Annotated in this window: 18 protein-coding genes; 5 read left to right on the top strand and 13 right to left on the bottom strand. The window is 28.8% G+C overall.

Going from position 1 to position 17,619, the window contains the following annotated elements; translation table 11 throughout:
• Positions 1-44: 44 nt before the first annotated feature.
• Together AJN56_RS08060 and AJN56_RS08055 are read left to right on the top strand one after the other, a co-directional pair.
• Positions 45-1,169 (top strand): metallophosphoesterase, encoded by a 1,125-nt coding sequence (locus AJN56_RS08060; RefSeq protein WP_002856936.1) that lies wholly within the window; start codon positions 45-47, stop codon positions 1,167-1,169.
• Positions 1,166-1,966, top strand: coding sequence for a phosphatidylserine decarboxylase (locus AJN56_RS08055; RefSeq protein ID WP_002868814.1), 801 nt, complete (start codon positions 1,166-1,168; stop codon positions 1,964-1,966). The genes AJN56_RS08060 and AJN56_RS08055 overlap by 4 nt, the downstream gene beginning before the upstream one ends.
• Here AJN56_RS08055 and AJN56_RS08050 read toward each other — a convergent pair.
• Genes AJN56_RS08050 through AJN56_RS08020 form a run of 7 tightly spaced genes read right to left on the bottom strand, consistent with a single transcriptional unit; the run spans position 1,963 to position 8,095 of the window.
• Positions 1,963-2,244: a FlhB-like flagellar biosynthesis protein gene (locus AJN56_RS08050; protein ID WP_002852641.1), complete on the bottom strand. Its 282-nt coding sequence runs from the start codon at positions 2,242-2,244 to the stop codon at positions 1,963-1,965. The two genes, AJN56_RS08055 and AJN56_RS08050, sit on opposite strands and share 4 nt — an antisense overlap.
• A complete protein-coding gene (locus tag AJN56_RS08045) occupies positions 2,241-4,490 on the bottom strand; it encodes a flagellar hook-length control protein FliK (protein WP_070246406.1) in 2,250 nt (749 codons plus the stop codon). Before AJN56_RS08045 ends, AJN56_RS08050 begins: the two co-directional genes overlap by 4 nt.
• Entirely contained in the window at positions 4,483-5,670 is a 1,188-nt protein-coding gene (locus AJN56_RS08040; protein ID WP_052785904.1) for an MFS transporter, read from the bottom strand. Before AJN56_RS08040 ends, AJN56_RS08045 begins: the two co-directional genes overlap by 8 nt.
• Positions 5,648-6,151: a membrane protein gene (locus tag AJN56_RS08035; protein ID WP_002852497.1), complete on the bottom strand. Its 504-nt coding sequence runs from the start codon at positions 6,149-6,151 to the stop codon at positions 5,648-5,650. The genes AJN56_RS08040 and AJN56_RS08035 overlap by 23 nt, the downstream gene beginning before the upstream one ends.
• On the bottom strand, positions 6,151-6,480 hold the full coding sequence (locus AJN56_RS08030) for an AtpZ/AtpI family protein (RefSeq protein ID WP_002852414.1): 330 nt from the start codon (positions 6,478-6,480) through the stop codon (positions 6,151-6,153). Before AJN56_RS08030 ends, AJN56_RS08035 begins: the two co-directional genes overlap by 1 nt.
• Complete coding sequence (hemL, locus tag AJN56_RS08025) at positions 6,477-7,751, bottom strand: glutamate-1-semialdehyde 2,1-aminomutase (protein ID WP_002857128.1); 1,275 nt, start codon at positions 7,749-7,751, stop codon at positions 6,477-6,479. The genes AJN56_RS08030 and hemL overlap by 4 nt, the downstream gene beginning before the upstream one ends.
• The gene (locus AJN56_RS08020; protein ID WP_002852485.1) at positions 7,748-8,095 is read right to left on the bottom strand and encodes a c-type cytochrome; all 348 of its coding nucleotides are present in this window, start codon (positions 8,093-8,095) and stop codon (positions 7,748-7,750) included. The genes hemL and AJN56_RS08020 overlap by 4 nt, the downstream gene beginning before the upstream one ends.
• 79 nt (positions 8,096-8,174) lie before the next feature.
• Between AJN56_RS08020 and folD the strand changes: the two genes are divergently transcribed.
• Together folD and lepB are read left to right on the top strand one after the other, a co-directional pair.
• Complete coding sequence (gene folD / locus AJN56_RS08015; protein WP_002852542.1) at positions 8,175-9,023, top strand: bifunctional methylenetetrahydrofolate dehydrogenase/methenyltetrahydrofolate cyclohydrolase FolD; 849 nt, start codon at positions 8,175-8,177, stop codon at positions 9,021-9,023.
• A 9-nt stretch (positions 9,024-9,032) separates the two neighbouring features.
• A complete protein-coding gene (gene lepB, locus AJN56_RS08010; protein WP_002852457.1) occupies positions 9,033-9,881 on the top strand; it encodes a signal peptidase I in 849 nt (282 codons plus the stop codon).
• A 21-nt stretch (positions 9,882-9,902) separates the two neighbouring features.
• Here the strand turns inward: lepB and AJN56_RS08005 are convergent, their stop codons facing one another.
• The 3 genes from AJN56_RS08005 to fspA1 form a co-directional block, all read right to left on the bottom strand.
• Entirely contained in the window at positions 9,903-11,063 is a 1,161-nt protein-coding gene (locus AJN56_RS08005; protein WP_002856962.1) for a molybdopterin molybdotransferase MoeA, read from the bottom strand.
• On the bottom strand, positions 11,060-12,316 hold the full coding sequence (gene murA, locus AJN56_RS08000; protein ID WP_002857102.1) for a UDP-N-acetylglucosamine 1-carboxyvinyltransferase: 1,257 nt from the start codon (positions 12,314-12,316) through the stop codon (positions 11,060-11,062). Before murA ends, AJN56_RS08005 begins: the two co-directional genes overlap by 4 nt.
• A 65-nt stretch (positions 12,317-12,381) precedes the next feature.
• Complete coding sequence (gene fspA1 / locus AJN56_RS07995) at positions 12,382-12,810, bottom strand: flagellum-secreted nonflagellar protein FspA1 (RefSeq protein WP_002860516.1); 429 nt, start codon at positions 12,808-12,810, stop codon at positions 12,382-12,384.
• Between the two features lie 94 nt (positions 12,811-12,904).
• On the opposite strand from fspA1, the gene AJN56_RS07990 reads away from it, so the two are divergent.
• Positions 12,905-13,777 carry a DMT family transporter gene (locus AJN56_RS07990; protein ID WP_002868819.1) on the top strand — a complete coding sequence of 291 codons (873 nt, stop codon included), beginning with the start codon at positions 12,905-12,907 and terminating at the stop codon, positions 13,775-13,777.
• Here the strand turns inward: AJN56_RS07990 and AJN56_RS07985 are convergent.
• Genes AJN56_RS07985 through AJN56_RS07975 form a run of 3 tightly spaced genes read right to left on the bottom strand, consistent with a single transcriptional unit; the run spans position 13,764 to position 17,165 of the window.
• The gene (locus tag AJN56_RS07985) at positions 13,764-14,330 is read right to left on the bottom strand and encodes an anthranilate synthase component II (RefSeq protein WP_002868820.1); all 567 of its coding nucleotides are present in this window, start codon (positions 14,328-14,330) and stop codon (positions 13,764-13,766) included. The two genes, AJN56_RS07990 and AJN56_RS07985, sit on opposite strands and share 14 nt — an antisense overlap.
• Positions 14,327-16,111 (bottom strand): bifunctional chorismate-binding protein/class IV aminotransferase, encoded by a 1,785-nt coding sequence (locus AJN56_RS07980; RefSeq protein WP_002868821.1) that lies wholly within the window; start codon positions 16,109-16,111, stop codon positions 14,327-14,329. Before AJN56_RS07980 ends, AJN56_RS07985 begins: the two co-directional genes overlap by 4 nt.
• Positions 16,101-17,165, bottom strand: coding sequence for a tyrosine-type recombinase/integrase (locus AJN56_RS07975; RefSeq protein ID WP_002856853.1), 1,065 nt, complete (start codon positions 17,163-17,165; stop codon positions 16,101-16,103). The genes AJN56_RS07980 and AJN56_RS07975 overlap by 11 nt, the downstream gene beginning before the upstream one ends.
• Positions 17,166-17,619 lie beyond the last annotated feature (454 nt).

Genomic DNA, 17,619 nt, shown 5'->3' with positions numbered 1-17,619 from the left:
AAAATTTATACGGATATTTAATTTTACTTGGTTATAATACTTTTATGATATTTTTAATTTTTTCTTTCATTGTATTATTGATTTTTGGCTTAGCAAATGTTTATATTTATAAAAGATTAATCAAGAAAATTACTCTTTTTAAGTATTTTTATAAAATTTTTGCCTTTATTTTTATTGTGCTTTTTTTAGCCCAAGCTGTGTTTTTAATATTTCGTAGAGATGAATATTTAAGTGATACTTGGTATGAAATTTTAGCCATGCTTTATGCGCCAACTTATTGTTTGTTTTTTATGACTTTAGCTTGGGATTTTATTAAATTGATTTTAGCTCTTATAGGTAAAAGAGATAAAAAATATAATCTTATTTTGCGTTTGATTTTTGAGCTTTCTCTTATAGTTTTAAGTGTGTTTTTAATTTATATAAGTATAAATAATGCTCTAAAAATACCTGAAGTAAAGAGTGTTGATGTTGAAATACCAAATCTTAAACAAGATCTAAAAATTGCCATGCTTACCGATATACATTTGGGTAAAAATTTGCATGAAAATTTTTTAGATAAGCTCATCACTAAAGTGAATTTGCAAAGTCCTGATATGGTTGTAATAGTAGGAGATCTGATTGATACTAATCCTAAAGATTTAAAAAATTACATCTCAAAACTTAATGATTTTAACTCCACTTACGGAACTTTTTATGCTTTGGGAAATCATGAGTATTATCATGGCATCAATGAAGTTTTGGATTTACTTAGAAAACATACTAATATGAAAATTTTAGTCAATCAAAATTTAGATTTAGGTTTTATAAATATTGCTGGACTTGGAGATTTAGCCGGACTTAATAAGGGTTTATATGCTCCTGATTTAGCAAGAATAAAAGTGGATTTAAATACAAGTAAAGCTAGTATTTTACTCACACATCAACCTAAAACAGCTTTGCTTTATGATTTAAGTGATTTTGACCTTGTTTTAAGTGGGCATACGCATGGAGGGCAAATTTTTCCTTTTATGTTTTTAGTTAAACTTCAGCAAGGTTTTGTTCATGGGCTTTATAATTTAGGAGAAAAAACTAAGCTTTATGTGAGTAGTGGCGCAGGATTTTGGGGGCCAAGTCTTAGAGTTTTTGCTCCGAGTGAAATAGTGATTTTAAATTTAAAAGGAAAAAAATGAGTTTTTCAAAAGAAAGTTCGAGGCTTTTTGGTTTTGTAGCGGGGATTAAATTTCCTAAAATGATACAAAAAGTTATTAATGAAAATTATGTTAAGTATTTTAATATCGATATGAGTGAATTTAAAGCTCCTTGTGAATACGAGAGTTTAAATGCTCTTTTTACAAGAACTTTGCACATTCCAAGAAAACTTGAAGAAGGTTTTATCAGTCCAAGTGATGGTAAAATTTTAGAGTGTGGAAGTACTTTTTTGGCAAATGAAGAACATTTTGCTTTTTCTATAAAAGGGCATACTTATAGCATTGAGGAGCTTTTAAAAGATAGCTTTGAAAAAGATGAGCTTAAAAATGGGCTTGATTATGTCAATATCTATCTTTCTCCAAAAGATTATCATCGTTATCACAGCCCTTGTGATATGCAAATTTTAAGCGCAACTTACACAAGCGGCGCCCTTTATAGTGTAAATGAAAAGCATTTGGAACGCATTAGTAATTTATATGTAAAAAATGAAAGAGTGAGTTTAAAATGTCAAAATGAAAAAGGTATTTTTTGGCTTGTTTTTGTAGGAGCGCAAAATGTAGGAAAAATGCGTTTTAATTTTGATGCAAGCATACAAACTAATGCTAAAATTTCTCATAATTTTACTAGAAAATATGAAAATTTAAATCTAAAAAAAGGCGAAGAACTAGGAAATTTTGAACTGGGTTCTACTATAGTTTTAATCTCTCAAAAAGGACTTTTAACTTTTAATTTAAAAGCAGGGCAGGGTATTAAATTTGGAGAAAAAATAGCGGATTAGTTTTTAGGAGTTTTATTTGCCATTTGATAGATAAAGGCAAAAACTTCAGCTACGGCTTTATACATATTAGGTGGAATTTCATCGCCTAAGTCAAGTTTGCTTAAAATTTCTATTAAATCTTCATCTTCTTTAATGGGAACTCCGTGTTCCTTGGCTAAAGAAATAATTTTAGCAGCACTTTCACCTTTGCCACTTGCAAGCACTTTTGGGGCAGAGTTTTTTTCTTTTTGATAGCCTAGAGCTACAGCTTTTTTAATCGATCTTTTGATTTTGCTCATACTTTTTTATCCATACCCATTTCAAGATCTAAATTTTTCATATTTCTAGTATCAAATTTACTTCTTATGATATCACCTACAAAGAAATTTGCACTTAAAAGTCCTGCTTTATTGATATTTCTTTTAAGCTCATGGGCATTTTCATAGATGGTTTTTCTAAATTCAATATTTTCTGCCATAATATTAATATCTATATATTTTTCATTATTTAAAGAAATAAGAATTTCCAAATCCCCAAGTTTTGCAAATTCGAGTTTAATCTGAGCAAAAAATTTATCCTTTTTTCCGCGTCTAAACATAATTTTAGAATCATTTAAATCATCCCAAGAAAAAGGCAGATAAGTATTGATAGAATCATTAGCTAAAGACATAAGCTGATTGATTTCAATTTGTGCTAAAAGACGATTAGCTTGATTATATATAGCTTCATTGCCTTCATTTTTAGCTAAATTTGAAATTTGCAAAAGTGTTGATTTTACATCATGATGTAAAGATTCAGCTATATCTTGTTCTGTTTTTGGTTTAATTTGCGCTAGATCTTTGGTAGAAAGATTGAGTTTGTGTTCGAGATTTTTAAGTTCTGCTTGATTAAGCTTGGCATTTTGAGTATAGGGTTCAAGTTCTTTTAAGCTTTCATTAAGTCTACGAGAAAGATTGCTTAAATTTTTACTTAAATCTTGCACTTGTTCTAGATCTAAATTTTCCACATTAAATGCTAAATTTTTTATAATATTTTGTTTTATAAATTCCTGATTTTTAAAAATATTTTGCATAGTTTGGTTATTGTTAGATTGAATATTTTGAGAATTATTTAAATTTTGCGTATTGTTTGTGTTAGGATTTGAAGTGTTGGTATTTGTATTGATTGAAGTTTTGTTTTCTGTTTTTGTTTCATAAAATTTTGGATTTTCTTTGATATTTTCTTTTGATTTTTCTTGTTTTTCATCTTTGATTTTTTCTTGGTTTGGAGTAAAATTTTTTATATCATTGTCTGGCTTATTTTCTGTTTCATTATTTTGAATATCATTTTTTGTATCTTGAGTATCTTCTTCGTGAGTTTTTATATCAGAATCTAAATTTTCATCTTCTTTTATATCAGTTTCTTTTGCATGCGAATTTTCTTCGTTTTTTAAATCTTGCTTAATATCGGTTTTAGTATCATCTGTGAGAGTTTCTTCTTTTGATGCTTTTATATGTTTTTCTTCATCTTGGTTTTTTGTGTTATGATTAAGTTTTTCTTCTTTCATATTTTCTTTGTTACTTAAAAGATTTTCTAAAATATTTTCTTTATCTTGTATTTTAGAAGCTTGATTGCCTAGTATATTTTTTAAAGTATTTTCAAGTTTTTCAAAGGCGGTAGCAGTTTGCTTAAGGATGTTTGGATCTTTTATCATTAAATTTTCTGGCTTATTAAGAGCTTTGAAAAAATCATTTTTGATGGAATTTAATTCTTTTAAAATTTTATTAGCTATAGGGGTGATTTTTTCTTGAGCATGACTGGGATTTTTACTTATATAATTTTTAAAATTTTCCAATTTAGAACTTAAATTTAAAAGTGCTTTAAAAGAACTTTGATTTAAAATTTGCTTATTTTCAATTTTGCTAGAATTAATAATATTTTTTAATTCTTTTAAAGTGTCTTTTGGGCTTAAATTTGTATTTGCAAGCTGGGCTATCTGAACGCTTAGTTTTTCACTATTAAGACCTTTGATTGTACTTAAAAGAGAGTGAAAACTTTTGGGTAGTAATTCTTCGTTTAGAGCATCTTTTAATTTAGCTTCTAAAAATACGCCTGAATTTTTAAACAAAGGAGCTAAGTTATTGTTTTTTATTTCACTGGCAGGTTTTAAAATTTGATTTAATCTGTCTAAAACTTGTGTAAAAGTATCACTTTTTGCAAGTTCTGTACTTAAGGTTTTTAATTCATTAGCAAAATTAGGAGCTAAATTTAAATTTTTTCCTTGTTTAAGTACAGGGGAATCGGGATTTTTTTGAGCATTGATTTGATCTAAAAGTTTATTAACAAGTTCTTTTAATTTGGTACCTGTTTCATTTTGAACAAATTTTGCTAGTATTTCCTCACTACTAGCGTCCTTGCTTAAACCTAAATTTTGCTTTAAAGCTTGTGCAAGTGCTTCTTTTGGATTGTCTTTTAAATTTGTTTTATCTTTTGAAGCAGAGTTATCTACTTTTAAATCATTTTTTTGCGTATTGGCAATTTGACTTGCTAGTTGAGTATTAATCATCAAATATCACCATATTTCCAGGCTTTTTCTTAAATTTTTTATTTAAAATATTTGGTTTATTGATAGCAAAAAGAATTAAAAATGCTAAAGAAATTATATAAAACCATATAAAACCTTTGATTTCAAAATATTGCATTAAAAAACCTAAAATTAAAGGGCCAAACAAAGAGCCCAAAGAATAACAAAAAAGAACCCCACGACCTAACTCTACACCTTTATTTTTGTTTACTAAAACATCATTTGCTCTAGCAAGTGCTAAAGCATATAAACAAAATATTCCTATACCAAGAGTAATTCCTAAAAAATATTGCATATACAAGTGAAGTTTAAAAAAGATAAATATAAGCATAGTGATAAATCCTATGCTTGCACAAGTGATAATGGCAAATTTGCGACCAAGTTTATCTGAAATAGTTCCTATGATGGTTTGTGCAATAAAACCACCTAAAACCCCACAAAATATAAAATAAGAAACCGCTTTTGTATCAAAACCTTGCAAAAGTATAAATAAAGATGCCATAGAAAAAAAGCCATTTATAAGCATTCCAGCTATAAAGCTTGTGACGATAGCTAAAGGAGCTATATCAAAAATTTTAGGTATAGAAATAGGACTTGATGCGGGTAAAACAGGTTCTTTGATTTTAATTAGATTTAAAGGTAAAGATGAAAGTAAAATTAAAGTTGCACTGAGAATAAATACACTATGTTTGCTCAAATTTAACGCTATGATTAAAACTCCAATACCAAACGCAAGATAAAAAACAATTTCATAAAAGCCTAAAATTCTAGATCGAATGGCATTTTTGCTTTTTTCATTAAGCCATGATTCTATGACCATTAAAAGTCCATAGTAGCAAATTCCTATGAAAAATCTTAAAATAGCCCAAAAAATAAGATTTTCGCTTACTGTATGAAGCATAGCTGAAATTCCAAAAATAGCACCAAATAGCCCAAAAGAGCGTATATGACCTATACGAGAAATAATTTTATGAGCACTGATAGTTCCAACAAGAGCACCTACAAAAAAACAAGAACTTACTACTCCAACAGCTAAAGAACTTTCTCCGTTTTCTTTTAATATAACACCTATAGAGCTTACCATCAAGGCATTACCTGCAAATAAAAATGCCATACCAGCAAAAAGTGCTGTCATTGATTTAATAATTTTTTTTGGACTCATACTTTTTTATATATAAAATAAAAATAAACACACAAACTAGCAAGGATGAAATTCCACAAATATAAGCAAAGATATCTAATTTATCTTGGCGATGTAAAAATAAAAATCCAGCAACCAATATCACATAAGCCATCAATTTAAAGAGAGTAAAAAACATAGTAAAAAAATGGATTTTCTCTTTAATATTTGGCTTTAAATCGTCTTTTAGAACTTTAAAATGAATAATTTTTGATAAATTTTGTTTTTTTTTAATAAAAAGTGATGAAATGAAATTAAAATCTTTTTCATAATTTTTTGATTTTTTTATAATGACTTTTTTATAATTTAAATAAGAAGTAAAAATAATCAATAAAACACTAAAAAAAGCTATTTCATAGCTTAAAAATGTATCTAATTTAAAATGATTTAACGATGAAAATATGATCCAAAAAAATAAATGAATAATGGCAAAAATACAAAATAGAGCTTTTTTATGTTCCATTATTTGTTCTTTTCTTTTTGAATTTTTTCTTTGATCAACTCATCTCTTTCTTTAAATTCTTCATAGCTTTTTACTTGAACTTTATAAGCTTTATAAACATTAAGTATAGCAGCACTGATCCCCCAAAAAACTCCAAGCCAAAAAAGCCAAGGATAAGGAGTAAATTTTTTAAGTAAATATCCTATTCCCACACCTATAAATACAGCAACAACCATAGAGATGCCAAGACTTAAACCATCCGCAGCTTCAAGAGTTTTGCGAATGATTTTTTGTCTTTTGCTGTTGGAATTTTCTAAGTGATTTTTTTCTTCTTTTAAAATATTGCTCATATTCTTTTAAAGCTTTCCCTAACAGCCTCTAATGTTGTATCTATAATTTTATCATCCATTTTTGAACATATAAAGCCTGTTTCAAATTGAGAAGGTGCTAAATAAATTCCATTTTCAAGCATATTTTTGTGAAATTTTGAAAATAATGCTAGATCAGATTTTAATGCATCTTGGTAGTTTGATACAGGATCTTTGGTGAAAAAGTATCCAAACATAGAACCTACATGACAAGCTTGCAGCGGAAGTCCTTTTTCATCTGCTAATTTTTTCATTCCTTGTGTAAGTTTTTTTGCTAATTTTCCAAGTTTGTTATAAAGCTTGGTTTTCTTTTTGGCTTTTGTAAGACTTGCTATACCTGCAGCCATTGCCAAAGGATTTCCACTTAAAGTTCCTGCTTGATAAACTCCACCCAAAGGACTTAAAATATCCATAATTTCAGCTCTAGAAGCAAATGCTGCTGCAGGTAGACCGCCTCCTATTACCTTACCAAAAGTAATTATATCTGCTTGGATATGATTGATTCCATAGGAACCAAGGTAAGATGCTCTATATCCACTCATTACTTCATCAAAAATCAGCAGAGTTTGATTGTTTTTACAGATCTTAGCAAGTTCTTCTAAAAAATCTTGTTTAGCTGGAACTAACCCCATATTTCCAGCAATAGGCTCAATGATAACACATGCAATATCTTTATTTTTTTCAAAAAGCTCTTTAACGCTATTTATATCATTATATTTAGCTACTAAAGTGTGTTTAGCTACATCTTCTAAAACACCCAAAGAACTAGGAGAGTTAAAAGTAGCAGCACCACTTCCTGCACTCACTAATAATGAATCAGAATGCCCGTGATAACATCCTTCAAATTTTAAAATTTTATCTTTTTTAGTAAAACCACGGGCAAGACGAATAGCACTCATGGTTGCTTCTGTTCCACTGCTTACAAAGCGGATCTTTTCTAAATGAGGAAAATCAGATAAAACAAGCTTGGCAAGTTCAGTTTCTAATAAAGTTGGAGCTCCAAAACTTGAACCTTTATGAAGTGCTTTTTGACAAGCTTTTTGTATATCTTTATCGCAATGTCCAAAAAGCAAAGGCCCCCAGCTTTGAACATAGTCTATATAAGAATTTCCATCTATATCGAAAATATAAGCACCTTTTCCATGAGAAATAAATTTTGGCTCACTTTGAACATTTGCAAAAGCACGAACTGGAGAATTTACACCACCTGCGATGAATTTACACGCTTCTTTAAAAGCTTTTTTGTTTGTCATTTTTCTTCCTTGCTAAATTGCTTGATGTAATTATATAAAGTTACAATTTCATCATTTGTTAAAGAGTAATTTGGCATGATTGATTTTGCGTCTTTACTCTGATTAAGAGAATTTTTAAAATTTTCAAAACTAAGATTTTGTATACTTGGAACTTTATAAGCTGTTTTAATACCATTTTTCATATAATATCCTAAAATTTGTTCGCTTCCATCTGCTCCATGACATTCTTTACAACTAATGCCCCTTGGATTTTCATAAAGCATTTTAGAGTATTCTTTAAGAGTGATAAAATCAGCACCAAAAAGACTAATACTAAATAAAAAAAACATTAAAACAATTTTCAAAGTTTCACCTTGTTAATGAAGTTTTAATATGATACAATTTTTACTTTAAAAAAGTGATTAAATTTATAGAAGGAAAATAATGACTTTGCTTGATGGTAAAGCTTTAAGCGCAAAAATCAAAGAAGAATTAAAAGAAAAAAATCAATTTTTGAAAAGCAAAGGGATTGAAAGCTGTTTAGCTGTTATCTTGGTTGGAGATAATCCTGCAAGTCAAACTTATGTAAAATCTAAGGCTAAAGCCTGTGAAGAATGTGGAATTAAATCTTTAGTTTATCATCTTAATGAAAATACTACACAAAATGAACTTTTGGCATTGATTAATACCTTAAATCACGATGATAGTGTTCATGGAATTTTGGTTCAGCTTCCCTTACCTGATCATATTTGTAAAGATTTAATACTTGAAAGTATTATAAGTAGTAAAGATGTTGATGGCTTTCATCCTATTAATGTAGGATATTTAAATTTAGGCTTAGAAAGTGGGTTTTTGCCTTGTACTCCACTTGGAGTTATGAAGCTTTTGAAGGCTTATGAAATTGATTTAGAAGGAAAAGACGCTGTTATTATAGGTGCTTCAAATATAGTAGGTCGTCCTATGGCTACTATGCTTTTAAATGCTGGAGCTACAGTAAGCGTTTGTCATATTAAAACCAAAGATTTGAGCCTTTATACTAGGCAAGCTGATTTGATTATAGTAGCAGCAGGTTGTGTGAATTTACTTCGATCGGATATGGTAAAAGAAGGAGTGATTGTTGTTGATGTTGGAATCAATCGTCTTGAAAGTGGAAAGATAGTTGGAGATGTAGATTTTGAAGAGGTATCTAAAAAATCTAGTTATATAACTCCTGTTCCAGGTGGAGTAGGTCCTATGACTATAGCCATGCTTTTAGAAAACACAGTTAAATCTGCTAAAAATAGACTTAATTAGGGAAAATCTATGGAAATTTTAAAGAAATTATATAAATTTTCACAGTCTTGGACTGGAACTGTAGTTATTGTTCTTTTGGTGATTTTTTTCTTTATACAAGCTTTTGTTATTCCTTCTGGTTCTATGAAAAACACCTTATTAGTAGGGGATTTTTTATTTGTTAAAAAATTTAGCTATGGTATCCCAACTCCTCATATTCCTTGGTTGGAAATTCCTGTTTTGCCGGATTTTAATAAAGATGGGCATTTGATAAAAGCACAAGGGCCACAAAGAGGAGATATAGTTGTTTTTAGAAATCCTAGAAATGAAAAAGAACACTTTGTAAAGCGTTGTGTAGGCACAGGAGGAGATAGGATAGTTTATGCAAATAAAACACTTTATGTAAGAATGCATGAGGGTGATGAATTTATGAAAGAACATTATCCGAATGATCTTGTTACTCTTGGAGGGCAAATTTATGTAAAAGAACCTTATAAACAAAAAGGTATTCATTATGATCCAAAAAAAGATATAGAAAGCGATATTTTACGCTTTCTTAGCATAGGTGATTTTGCCATGTCTCCAGCTTATATTAAAGAACTTGGAAATCATATAGGTTTTAGCGGCGGAAATGCTTATGTTTTTGATGTACCTGAAAATGAGTATTTCATGATGGGTGATAATCGCGATTATTCTTATGATAGTCGTTTTTGGGGTTCTGTTCCTTATAGGTTGATAGTAGGTAAACCTTGGTTTGTATATTTCTCTTGGGATAAAGATAAAAATGTTCGCTGGGAAAGGATAGGGCGTTTTGTTGATACCTTGGAAAATGATGAACAATATATCCATGATCATGATGATGAGGATAAATTAAGCTAATGTTTGTGAAAAACACAAACATTATATTTTTAAAAGCGTGATTTCATCACCTTTTTTTAATTCACCTGTATTTTCTTCGCTTATAAGCAAAAACTCACTTTTAATAAGTGGAAGTATCATACCAGAGCCAAATTTGTTTTCGTTAAATGGTGTAAAAATACCTTTTTCTAAATTTCCTAAAATGAGATTATTTCTTCCGCTTTTAAGCTTTAAATCCATACCCATTTTGCCATAAAATGTTAAAGGATTGTCTAGGTTTCCACTTAATAAATTAATGATTTTTTTAGCAAAAATAAAACAAGAAAGATAAGCTGCCATAGGGTTTCCTGGTAAAATCAATACGAAATTTTCACCTTTTCTATAAAGCTTAGTAGGTCTTGCAGGGCGTGCTTTTAAACCTTTAAAAAGCGGAGTAAAGCCTAATTCATCTAAAGCTTTTTCCATAAAATCAGCCTCGCCAACGCTTGCACCTCCTGAAGTGATTAAAAGATCAAAATTTGTATTTTCTAAAGCCTCTTTAGTGCTTTTAAAATCATCTTTGATAATACCCAAATAAGAAGCATTTTGAAGCATAGTTAGTAAAGGCAAAGCATTGGCATTATAAATACTTTCTTCATCGCATTCTTGCCAAGGTTCTTTTAGCTCATTTCCACTTGAAAAAATACCTATGCGAATTTTTCTTATGACTTCTATTTTATAAAGCCCTTGAGAAGCAAGCAGGGCGATATGTTTATCATTAAGTTTGGTACCTTTTTGAAGTAAAATTTCACCTTTTTTTAATTCTTCACCTTTATAACGATAGGCATTGTATTGTTTAGGAACTTTTTTAATGATGAGTTTATTTTCTTCTATACACTCATCTTCTAGCATTAAGATAGTATCAGCATTTTTGGGCATTTTAGCCCCTGTCATGATTTTATAGCATTCATTTTTAGCAACTGTATAAAAATTTTTATCTCCTGCAAAAATAGTCCCTTTAATCTCCAAAGCCTCATTGATATCAGTATAATTAAAAGCATAGCCATCAAGAGCAGCATTGTCAAAACTAGGTAGATTTTTTCTAGCGTATAAATCTTTAGCTAAAATTCTATCCTTTGCTTTTTCAAGGCTAATAAGCTCACTTTCATCTAAACATGAAATTTGATTTTCTAAGTCTTTTAAGGTTTCAAAGATATTTTTCATTCTTCAAGCCTTGTGATTTTCGCACCCAAATCTTTAAATTTTTCTTCTAAATTTTCATAACCCCTATCAAGATGGTAAATTCTATGGACTTTGCTTGTACCTTTAGCTGCAAGAGCTGCTAAGATAAGGGCTGAAGAAGCGCGCAAATCTGTAGCCATGACATCAGCAGCGTTAAGTTCTTTTCCGCCTACTATAGTAGCAATATGACCATTGAGTTTAATATCCGCACCCATTCTTAAAAGTTCACTTACATGCATGAAACGATTTTCAAATAGTCTTTCATCAATAATACTAGTTCCATTAGCTTTTAAAGCTAGTGCCATAAACTGCGCTTGCATATCGGTTGGAAAGCCTGGATATTCACTTGTCATGATTTCTACAGGTTTAATTTCTTTAGCAGGAAGTAGGGTGATACTATCTTCTGTAATCAAAGTTTCAAAACCCATTTGATGAAGTTTTGCTAAAACTGCACTAAGATGAGTGGCGTTAACTTTATCTAAAGTAATTTTAGAATTTGTAATAGCCCCTGCACAAAGATAAGTTCCTGCCTCAATTCTATCAGGTATAACGCTAAATTCTTTAAATTCTAAAAGTTCTCCATCGCTACCATAAATTTCAAGTTCATCTGTACCTATGCCTTTAATTTCAAGTCCTGCGTCTTTTAAAACTTCGCAAAGTTGAACTACTTCGGGTTCTTTTGCAACATTTAAGAGTTTGGTTTTACCTTTAGCTAGAGCTGCTGCCATGATGATGTTTTCACTACCTGTAACCGTGATTTTATCAAAAAGAATTTCATTGCCTTTTAAATTTCCACTAGCTACGACATAGCCTTGTTTGATTTGTATATTTGCCCCCATTTTTTCTAAGGCTAAAAGATGTAAATCAATAGGTCTTTGTCCTATGGCACATCCACCAGGCAAAGATACTTCACAATGCCCAAAACGAGCAAGCAAAGGCCCTAGAGTAAGTATAGAAGCACGCATTTTACGCACAATGTCATATTTAGCTATGGTTTGATTAAGAGTGTTTGTGTTTAATAAAGCACTATTGTTTTGAAAATTGACTTTAGCTCCTAAATTTTCTAGCAAAGATATAAGAGTTTTTATATCAGCAACATTAGGAACATTGTTGATTTTTACTTCATTTTTAGCAAGTATACTTGAAACGATCAAGGGTAGGGCAGCATTTTTTGCTCCGCTTATTGTAACATTTCCGCTTAGATGATTTGTGCCTTCGATTTCTAGATAAGTCATATTTTTCCTTGAAAAAGTTTAAAAATGCATCATTATAGCATTCTTAAACTTTTGAAAAAATATAATCAAGCTTGTTGGCTTTGGAGTTCTTGAATTTGAGCTTGAATAGTTGAAGCTTGGGCATTTAATGTTGCTATTTGACTTTCAATACTTTTGATTTGATCCTCATTAGCTTTAGACATTTTCGCAGTTAGTTCAACAATTTTTGCTTGAATTTCTGCAAGCTTTTGTGTTAATTCTGTAAGTTTATCTTCACTATTGCTGCTACTATCTTGTTGCGTGTTGTTTTGTGCGTTTAAAGCTTGAGCTGGAGCTTGAGAATTGTTTTGATTAGAAGTATTTGATTTTTCTTTGGCTTCTTTGCTGATATTTACCTCTACAGCTGGATCTTGCGCTAAAGCGTTTTGTTCTTGATTTTTAGAGTTTTGATTTTCTTCGTTTGAGTTGACTTTAACATATTGACTTAAGCTATTTAAGGAATTGTTAATTTGCATATTTTCTCCTTAATTTATAATATATATTACACTAAATCGACATTATTTTAAAAAAATATACTATAATTTAAAATAATTTTTATTAAGGTTTGCAATGGGCGTATTTTTAGTTCTTTTGGGAGGTATTTTTTGGGCTATTAGCGGTGTTTTAGCTGAATACCTTTTTAAAAATAATTATAGCGTAGATTGGATTTGTTTTTATAGGCTTTTATCTACAGGGTTGATTTTGATTTTTTTAAGTTTTAAAGCTCAAAAGATTTTAGTTTTTACAAATTTAAAAGAAAGCTTAAGTATTTGTATGTTTGGATTTTTTGGGCTTTTGCTAACACAATTTGGTTATTTTAAGGCTATTTATTATACCGATGCTGGAACTGCAACAATGATACAATATTGTGCACCTTTGATTATAATGCTTTATTTGTGCTTTAAAAATAAAAAATTTCCTAAATTGATAGAAATTTTTGCTTTGATTTTGATTATTTTTGCTTTGTTTTTGCTTGCAACTAAAGGAGATATTGAAGCGGTGGTTTTAAATTATTGGGGTATTTTTTGGGCTGTTATAGGAGCTTTTGGAGTTGCTTTTTATTCTTTAAGCGCTAGAGAAGTGATATTAAAATATGGTCTTTTTTGGATAATGGGTTGGGCGAGTCTTTTTGCTTCTTTTGTATTTTTATTAATCTTGCAATTTGATAAGGGTTTAATTCACTATGCTTTTAACTTAAAAGCATTTTTTTCTATGGGTGGGATTGTCTTTATCGGAACTATAGGGGCTTTTTGTTTGTATTTAAAAGGAGTGGAATATATAGGTGCTCTAAGGGCTAGTATGATTGCCTCTATAGAGCCTGTAGCAGCTGCTTTGATGAGTTTTTTATTTTTAAAAACCCGTTATAGCTTGCTTGATATTTTTGCTTTTGTTTTGATTATATTGAGTGTTATTTTAAATGCAAAAAAGACTAAAGTTTCATAAAGTTTTTAAGTATTTTTTTGCCTTTTTGAGTTAAAACCGCTTCGGGGTGAAATTGCAATCCATAAATAGGATATTTTTTATGTTTAATTGCCATAATAATATTTTCTGAATTATGAGCTAAAATTTTGCATTTTTCAGGCATGGAGCTAATGTGTAAAGAATGATATAAGCAAATTTCAATTTCTTGTTTAATACCCTTAAAAATAGGATCTTTTTTAAAATAAAGTTTAGAAATTTTACCATGCATGGGATTTTGCATTTTAGAAACCTTACCGCCAAAAATTTCAGCTATACACTGATGTCCTAAACATATGCCTAAAATTTTTTTATTTTTTTTAAAATATTTGATTGCTTTTAAGCTTAATTTAGATTCCTTAGGAGAATGAGGACCAGGAGAAATGATAAGATGAGTAAAATCAAATTTTTCTAATTCTTTGGCTTTTTTAAAGGCATCGTTTTTTATCACTTTACATTCAAAACCAAGTTCTTTAAGATAATAGATGATGGTGTAACTAAAAGAATCATAATTATCTATAAATAAAATTTTCTTCATTGTAATTTTACCTTTTTTAAACCACGCACGGAATTAATGCAATAAATATTTTCTGCTTCAAATAAATCTTGTTTAAATAATGCTTTTTCTTTTATCAAGCCAAGATTGATTAAGAAATTTCTATATACGCCATTTAACATACCGCTTTGAATTTGTGGAGTATAAAATTGAGCGTTTTTTTCTAAGATGAGATTGGTTCTTGAGCCTTCGCAAAGTTCATCTTTTTCGTTAAAAAAAGCTATGTCATAACACAAGTTTTGCTGCCATTTGTATGAGTGTTGATTATAAAAAGTACGTAAAGAGCTTTTGTGATAGAGATTGTCACTTTTTGAGTTAATTTTATCATCACTTAAAAGCAAAATATCGTTTGAATTTTGTTTTAAGGCACTTTGTTGAAATTCGTATCTTCCGTCTTTGTATAAAATAAGCTTTAAAATTCCTTCTTTATGTGGATTTTTAAAGGGTAGGGGAAAATTATAAAATAAAGAGTGTTTTTTGTGGAAAATTTTTTCATCGAGTTTAAAAAGTGTAAAATTTTGATATTCTTTATAAGAACTTTTTTGATTTAAAATATTATAAAAATCTTTAAAGAGCTTGTGAGTATTAAAATTAAATTTAAGAGCTGAATTTATAAGCCTTAATAAATGTTCTTTTAAAAATAAAATTTGAGAATTTTTAAAATACATGGTTTCAAAAAGATGAAAATCACAAGGATTTAAGATCGCGCTTTTAAGTTTTAATTCTTCAAATTCATCTTTGAATTTTGAGTCCCAAACCAAGCCACTACCGGTGCTATAAGTATAAATTTCATCTTGTTTTTCTAAGGTGCGTATGGCTACGCTAAATTTATTTTTATTTTTGTGTATTAAACCTATAGTTCCGCAGTAAATACCACGATCTCTTTGTTCTAATTCTTCAATAAATTTAATACTTTCAAGCTTTGGAGCACCTGTAATAGAACCACAAGGAAAGAGAGCTTTAAAAATTTGATATAAAGAAATATTTTTTTTAAGTTTTCCTTGTACGCTTGAAGTCATTTGATGTAAAGTAGGGTGACTTTGAATTTCAAAAAGTTTTGTTTTTAAGCTTTTTTTTGTGATGATTTTTGAAAGATCGTTGCGTAAAAGATCACAAATCATAACATTTTCACTCAGATTTTTTGTATCATTTTGCAAGAAAATTTTATTTTCTTCATCTTTTATAGGATCTTTATCACGCTTAATTGTGCCTTTCATAGGTTTTGTAAATATTTTTCTTTTTTTGGTTTTGAAGAAAAGTTCAGGAGAAAAGGATAAAATTTCTCTTGTTTCATCTTTTATAAAAGCTTTAAATTCAGTATCTTGTCTAGAAAGCAAAAGTTTAAAAAGTTCAAAAGAATTCATTTTGCTATGAAATTTAAAATTTTGAGTAAGGTTGATTTGATAAACTCTTCCTTTGGAGATTGCCTCTTTAACCTTGATGAAATTTTCTTTGTAATTATCTTGATCTAAAAAATTTATAAATTCAGGAATAAATTTTTCTTCATCGATATCTTCTTTTTGAAATTTTTTTCTTTTTTTAAAAGCAAATACAGACAAATAAGCCTTTTTGCTTGTGAAATTTTTATCTTGAAAATATCTATATAGTTCATAATCAGTAAGCATTAAAATATAAAAATCATTTTTATATTTTTCTATAAATTTAAAGCATTTTTTACTTTCTTTGTGGTTAAAGGCTTTTAAAGTGTGTTTTAAATCATGGTAAAAATATTTACCAAAAACAGCATAGTTTTCAAGAGTCACTTAATTCCTTTGCAACCTGTGCGGCAAGTTTTAATTTATCATTATCAAAATGAGTGTAAATTCTTGAGGTATTTAAACTTGCATGCCCTAAAGCTTCTTGAACTAAAACTAAATCTTTTTGCTTTTTATAAAGCAGGGTGGCAAAAGTATGACGCAACATATGAGCACCATTTTTTTGTTTGCGAATTCCTGCACGAAATAAAAGCTGTTCTACTATGCGACTGACATAAGATTGAGTCAGTGGAGTGCCTTTTTTATTGACAAAAAGTAGGGCGTCTTTACTCATATAATTAATACTTACATTTTTAAGCAAATCGTAAATAAGTTCTTTTTTTATCATTACAACACGATATTTATTGCCTTTAGCTCTTATTCTTATGATATAAAGATCGTTTTCTTCGCTAATATCACCCATTTTGATATTGATAGCTTCACTTACCCGTATGCCTGTAAAAATGATGATTTTAATAATAAGTTTATTGCGTATGGTATTGTTTTTAAAATCTGCATTTTCAATAGCATCAAGAAATTTTTTAAGCTCTTCTTCGCTCATAAATTCAGGTAATTTTACCCCTTTAGAACCTGCTATACCTGCCCAGTTTTTAAGATTAATATCGAAAATATGTGCTTTTTCATCTTCTTCATTTTGCTTGTCTAAAAAATCAAAAAAATTAATCACAGCAATACGGTAATTTTTTTTACTTGCATCTGATAAAGCACCTGTTATACTTGCTAAAACTTCTACAATGAGTTCTTCATCAATCTGTTTTAAAGAATAAAGCTTGTAAAAATTTAAATATTCAAATACTTTTTTTAAGGGGTTAAAATAAGTATTAACTCCACTTAAACCAGCATTTCTTGCTTTTTTTGCTAGAGCATCAAGTTCATCAATGTTTTTTACACCTTTTGTAAGAGTAAAATTAACTTCTGCTAAAGCTTGTGGATTTTTTAACTCTTTGTTAGATAGTGAGTTGAGTTTAAATTTTACATATTTTGCTAACCAAAATAAGAATGATTTTTCAAAATTTTCTTCACAATCTAAAGGGTATTTCATAAAAACTTTTCCTAAATCTAAAATTTTAGCTTTTTAACTAGAAAAGGTATTTTAGTATTAACTTAGTAAAAAAAAGCTTTTTTAGGAAAAAGTTTGTTTTTATATGCAAGGCAAAAAGATTAAAATATTTTTATTAAATAAATCTTATATCAATCATAAAAAGATATGATAAAAGGTAAAAATATGTAAAATTTATAATTTTGTATTGAAAACTATAATTTTCAAACTTTTTTATATACACCTAGATTATTCTACTTTGATATAGATTAAGCTACTATTTTTACATACTTTTATGATTTTACCTTTTGAGTGAAATAAACTTATCCATAAAATATAATGTAAAAAATTGATAATTTTATTTCGTAAATTAAAATTATATTTTACTTTTATTGAAAACTATAAAGAATATTTAAAAATTAAATTATTTTATATTATTATCAAAATATACATAAAA

Source organism: Campylobacter sp. BCW_4319 (assembly GCF_001764435.1).
Taxonomy (GTDB): domain Bacteria; phylum Campylobacterota; class Campylobacteria; order Campylobacterales; family Campylobacteraceae; genus Campylobacter_D; species Campylobacter_D jejuni.
This window is presented reverse-complemented; position numbering and strand designations above follow the sequence as displayed.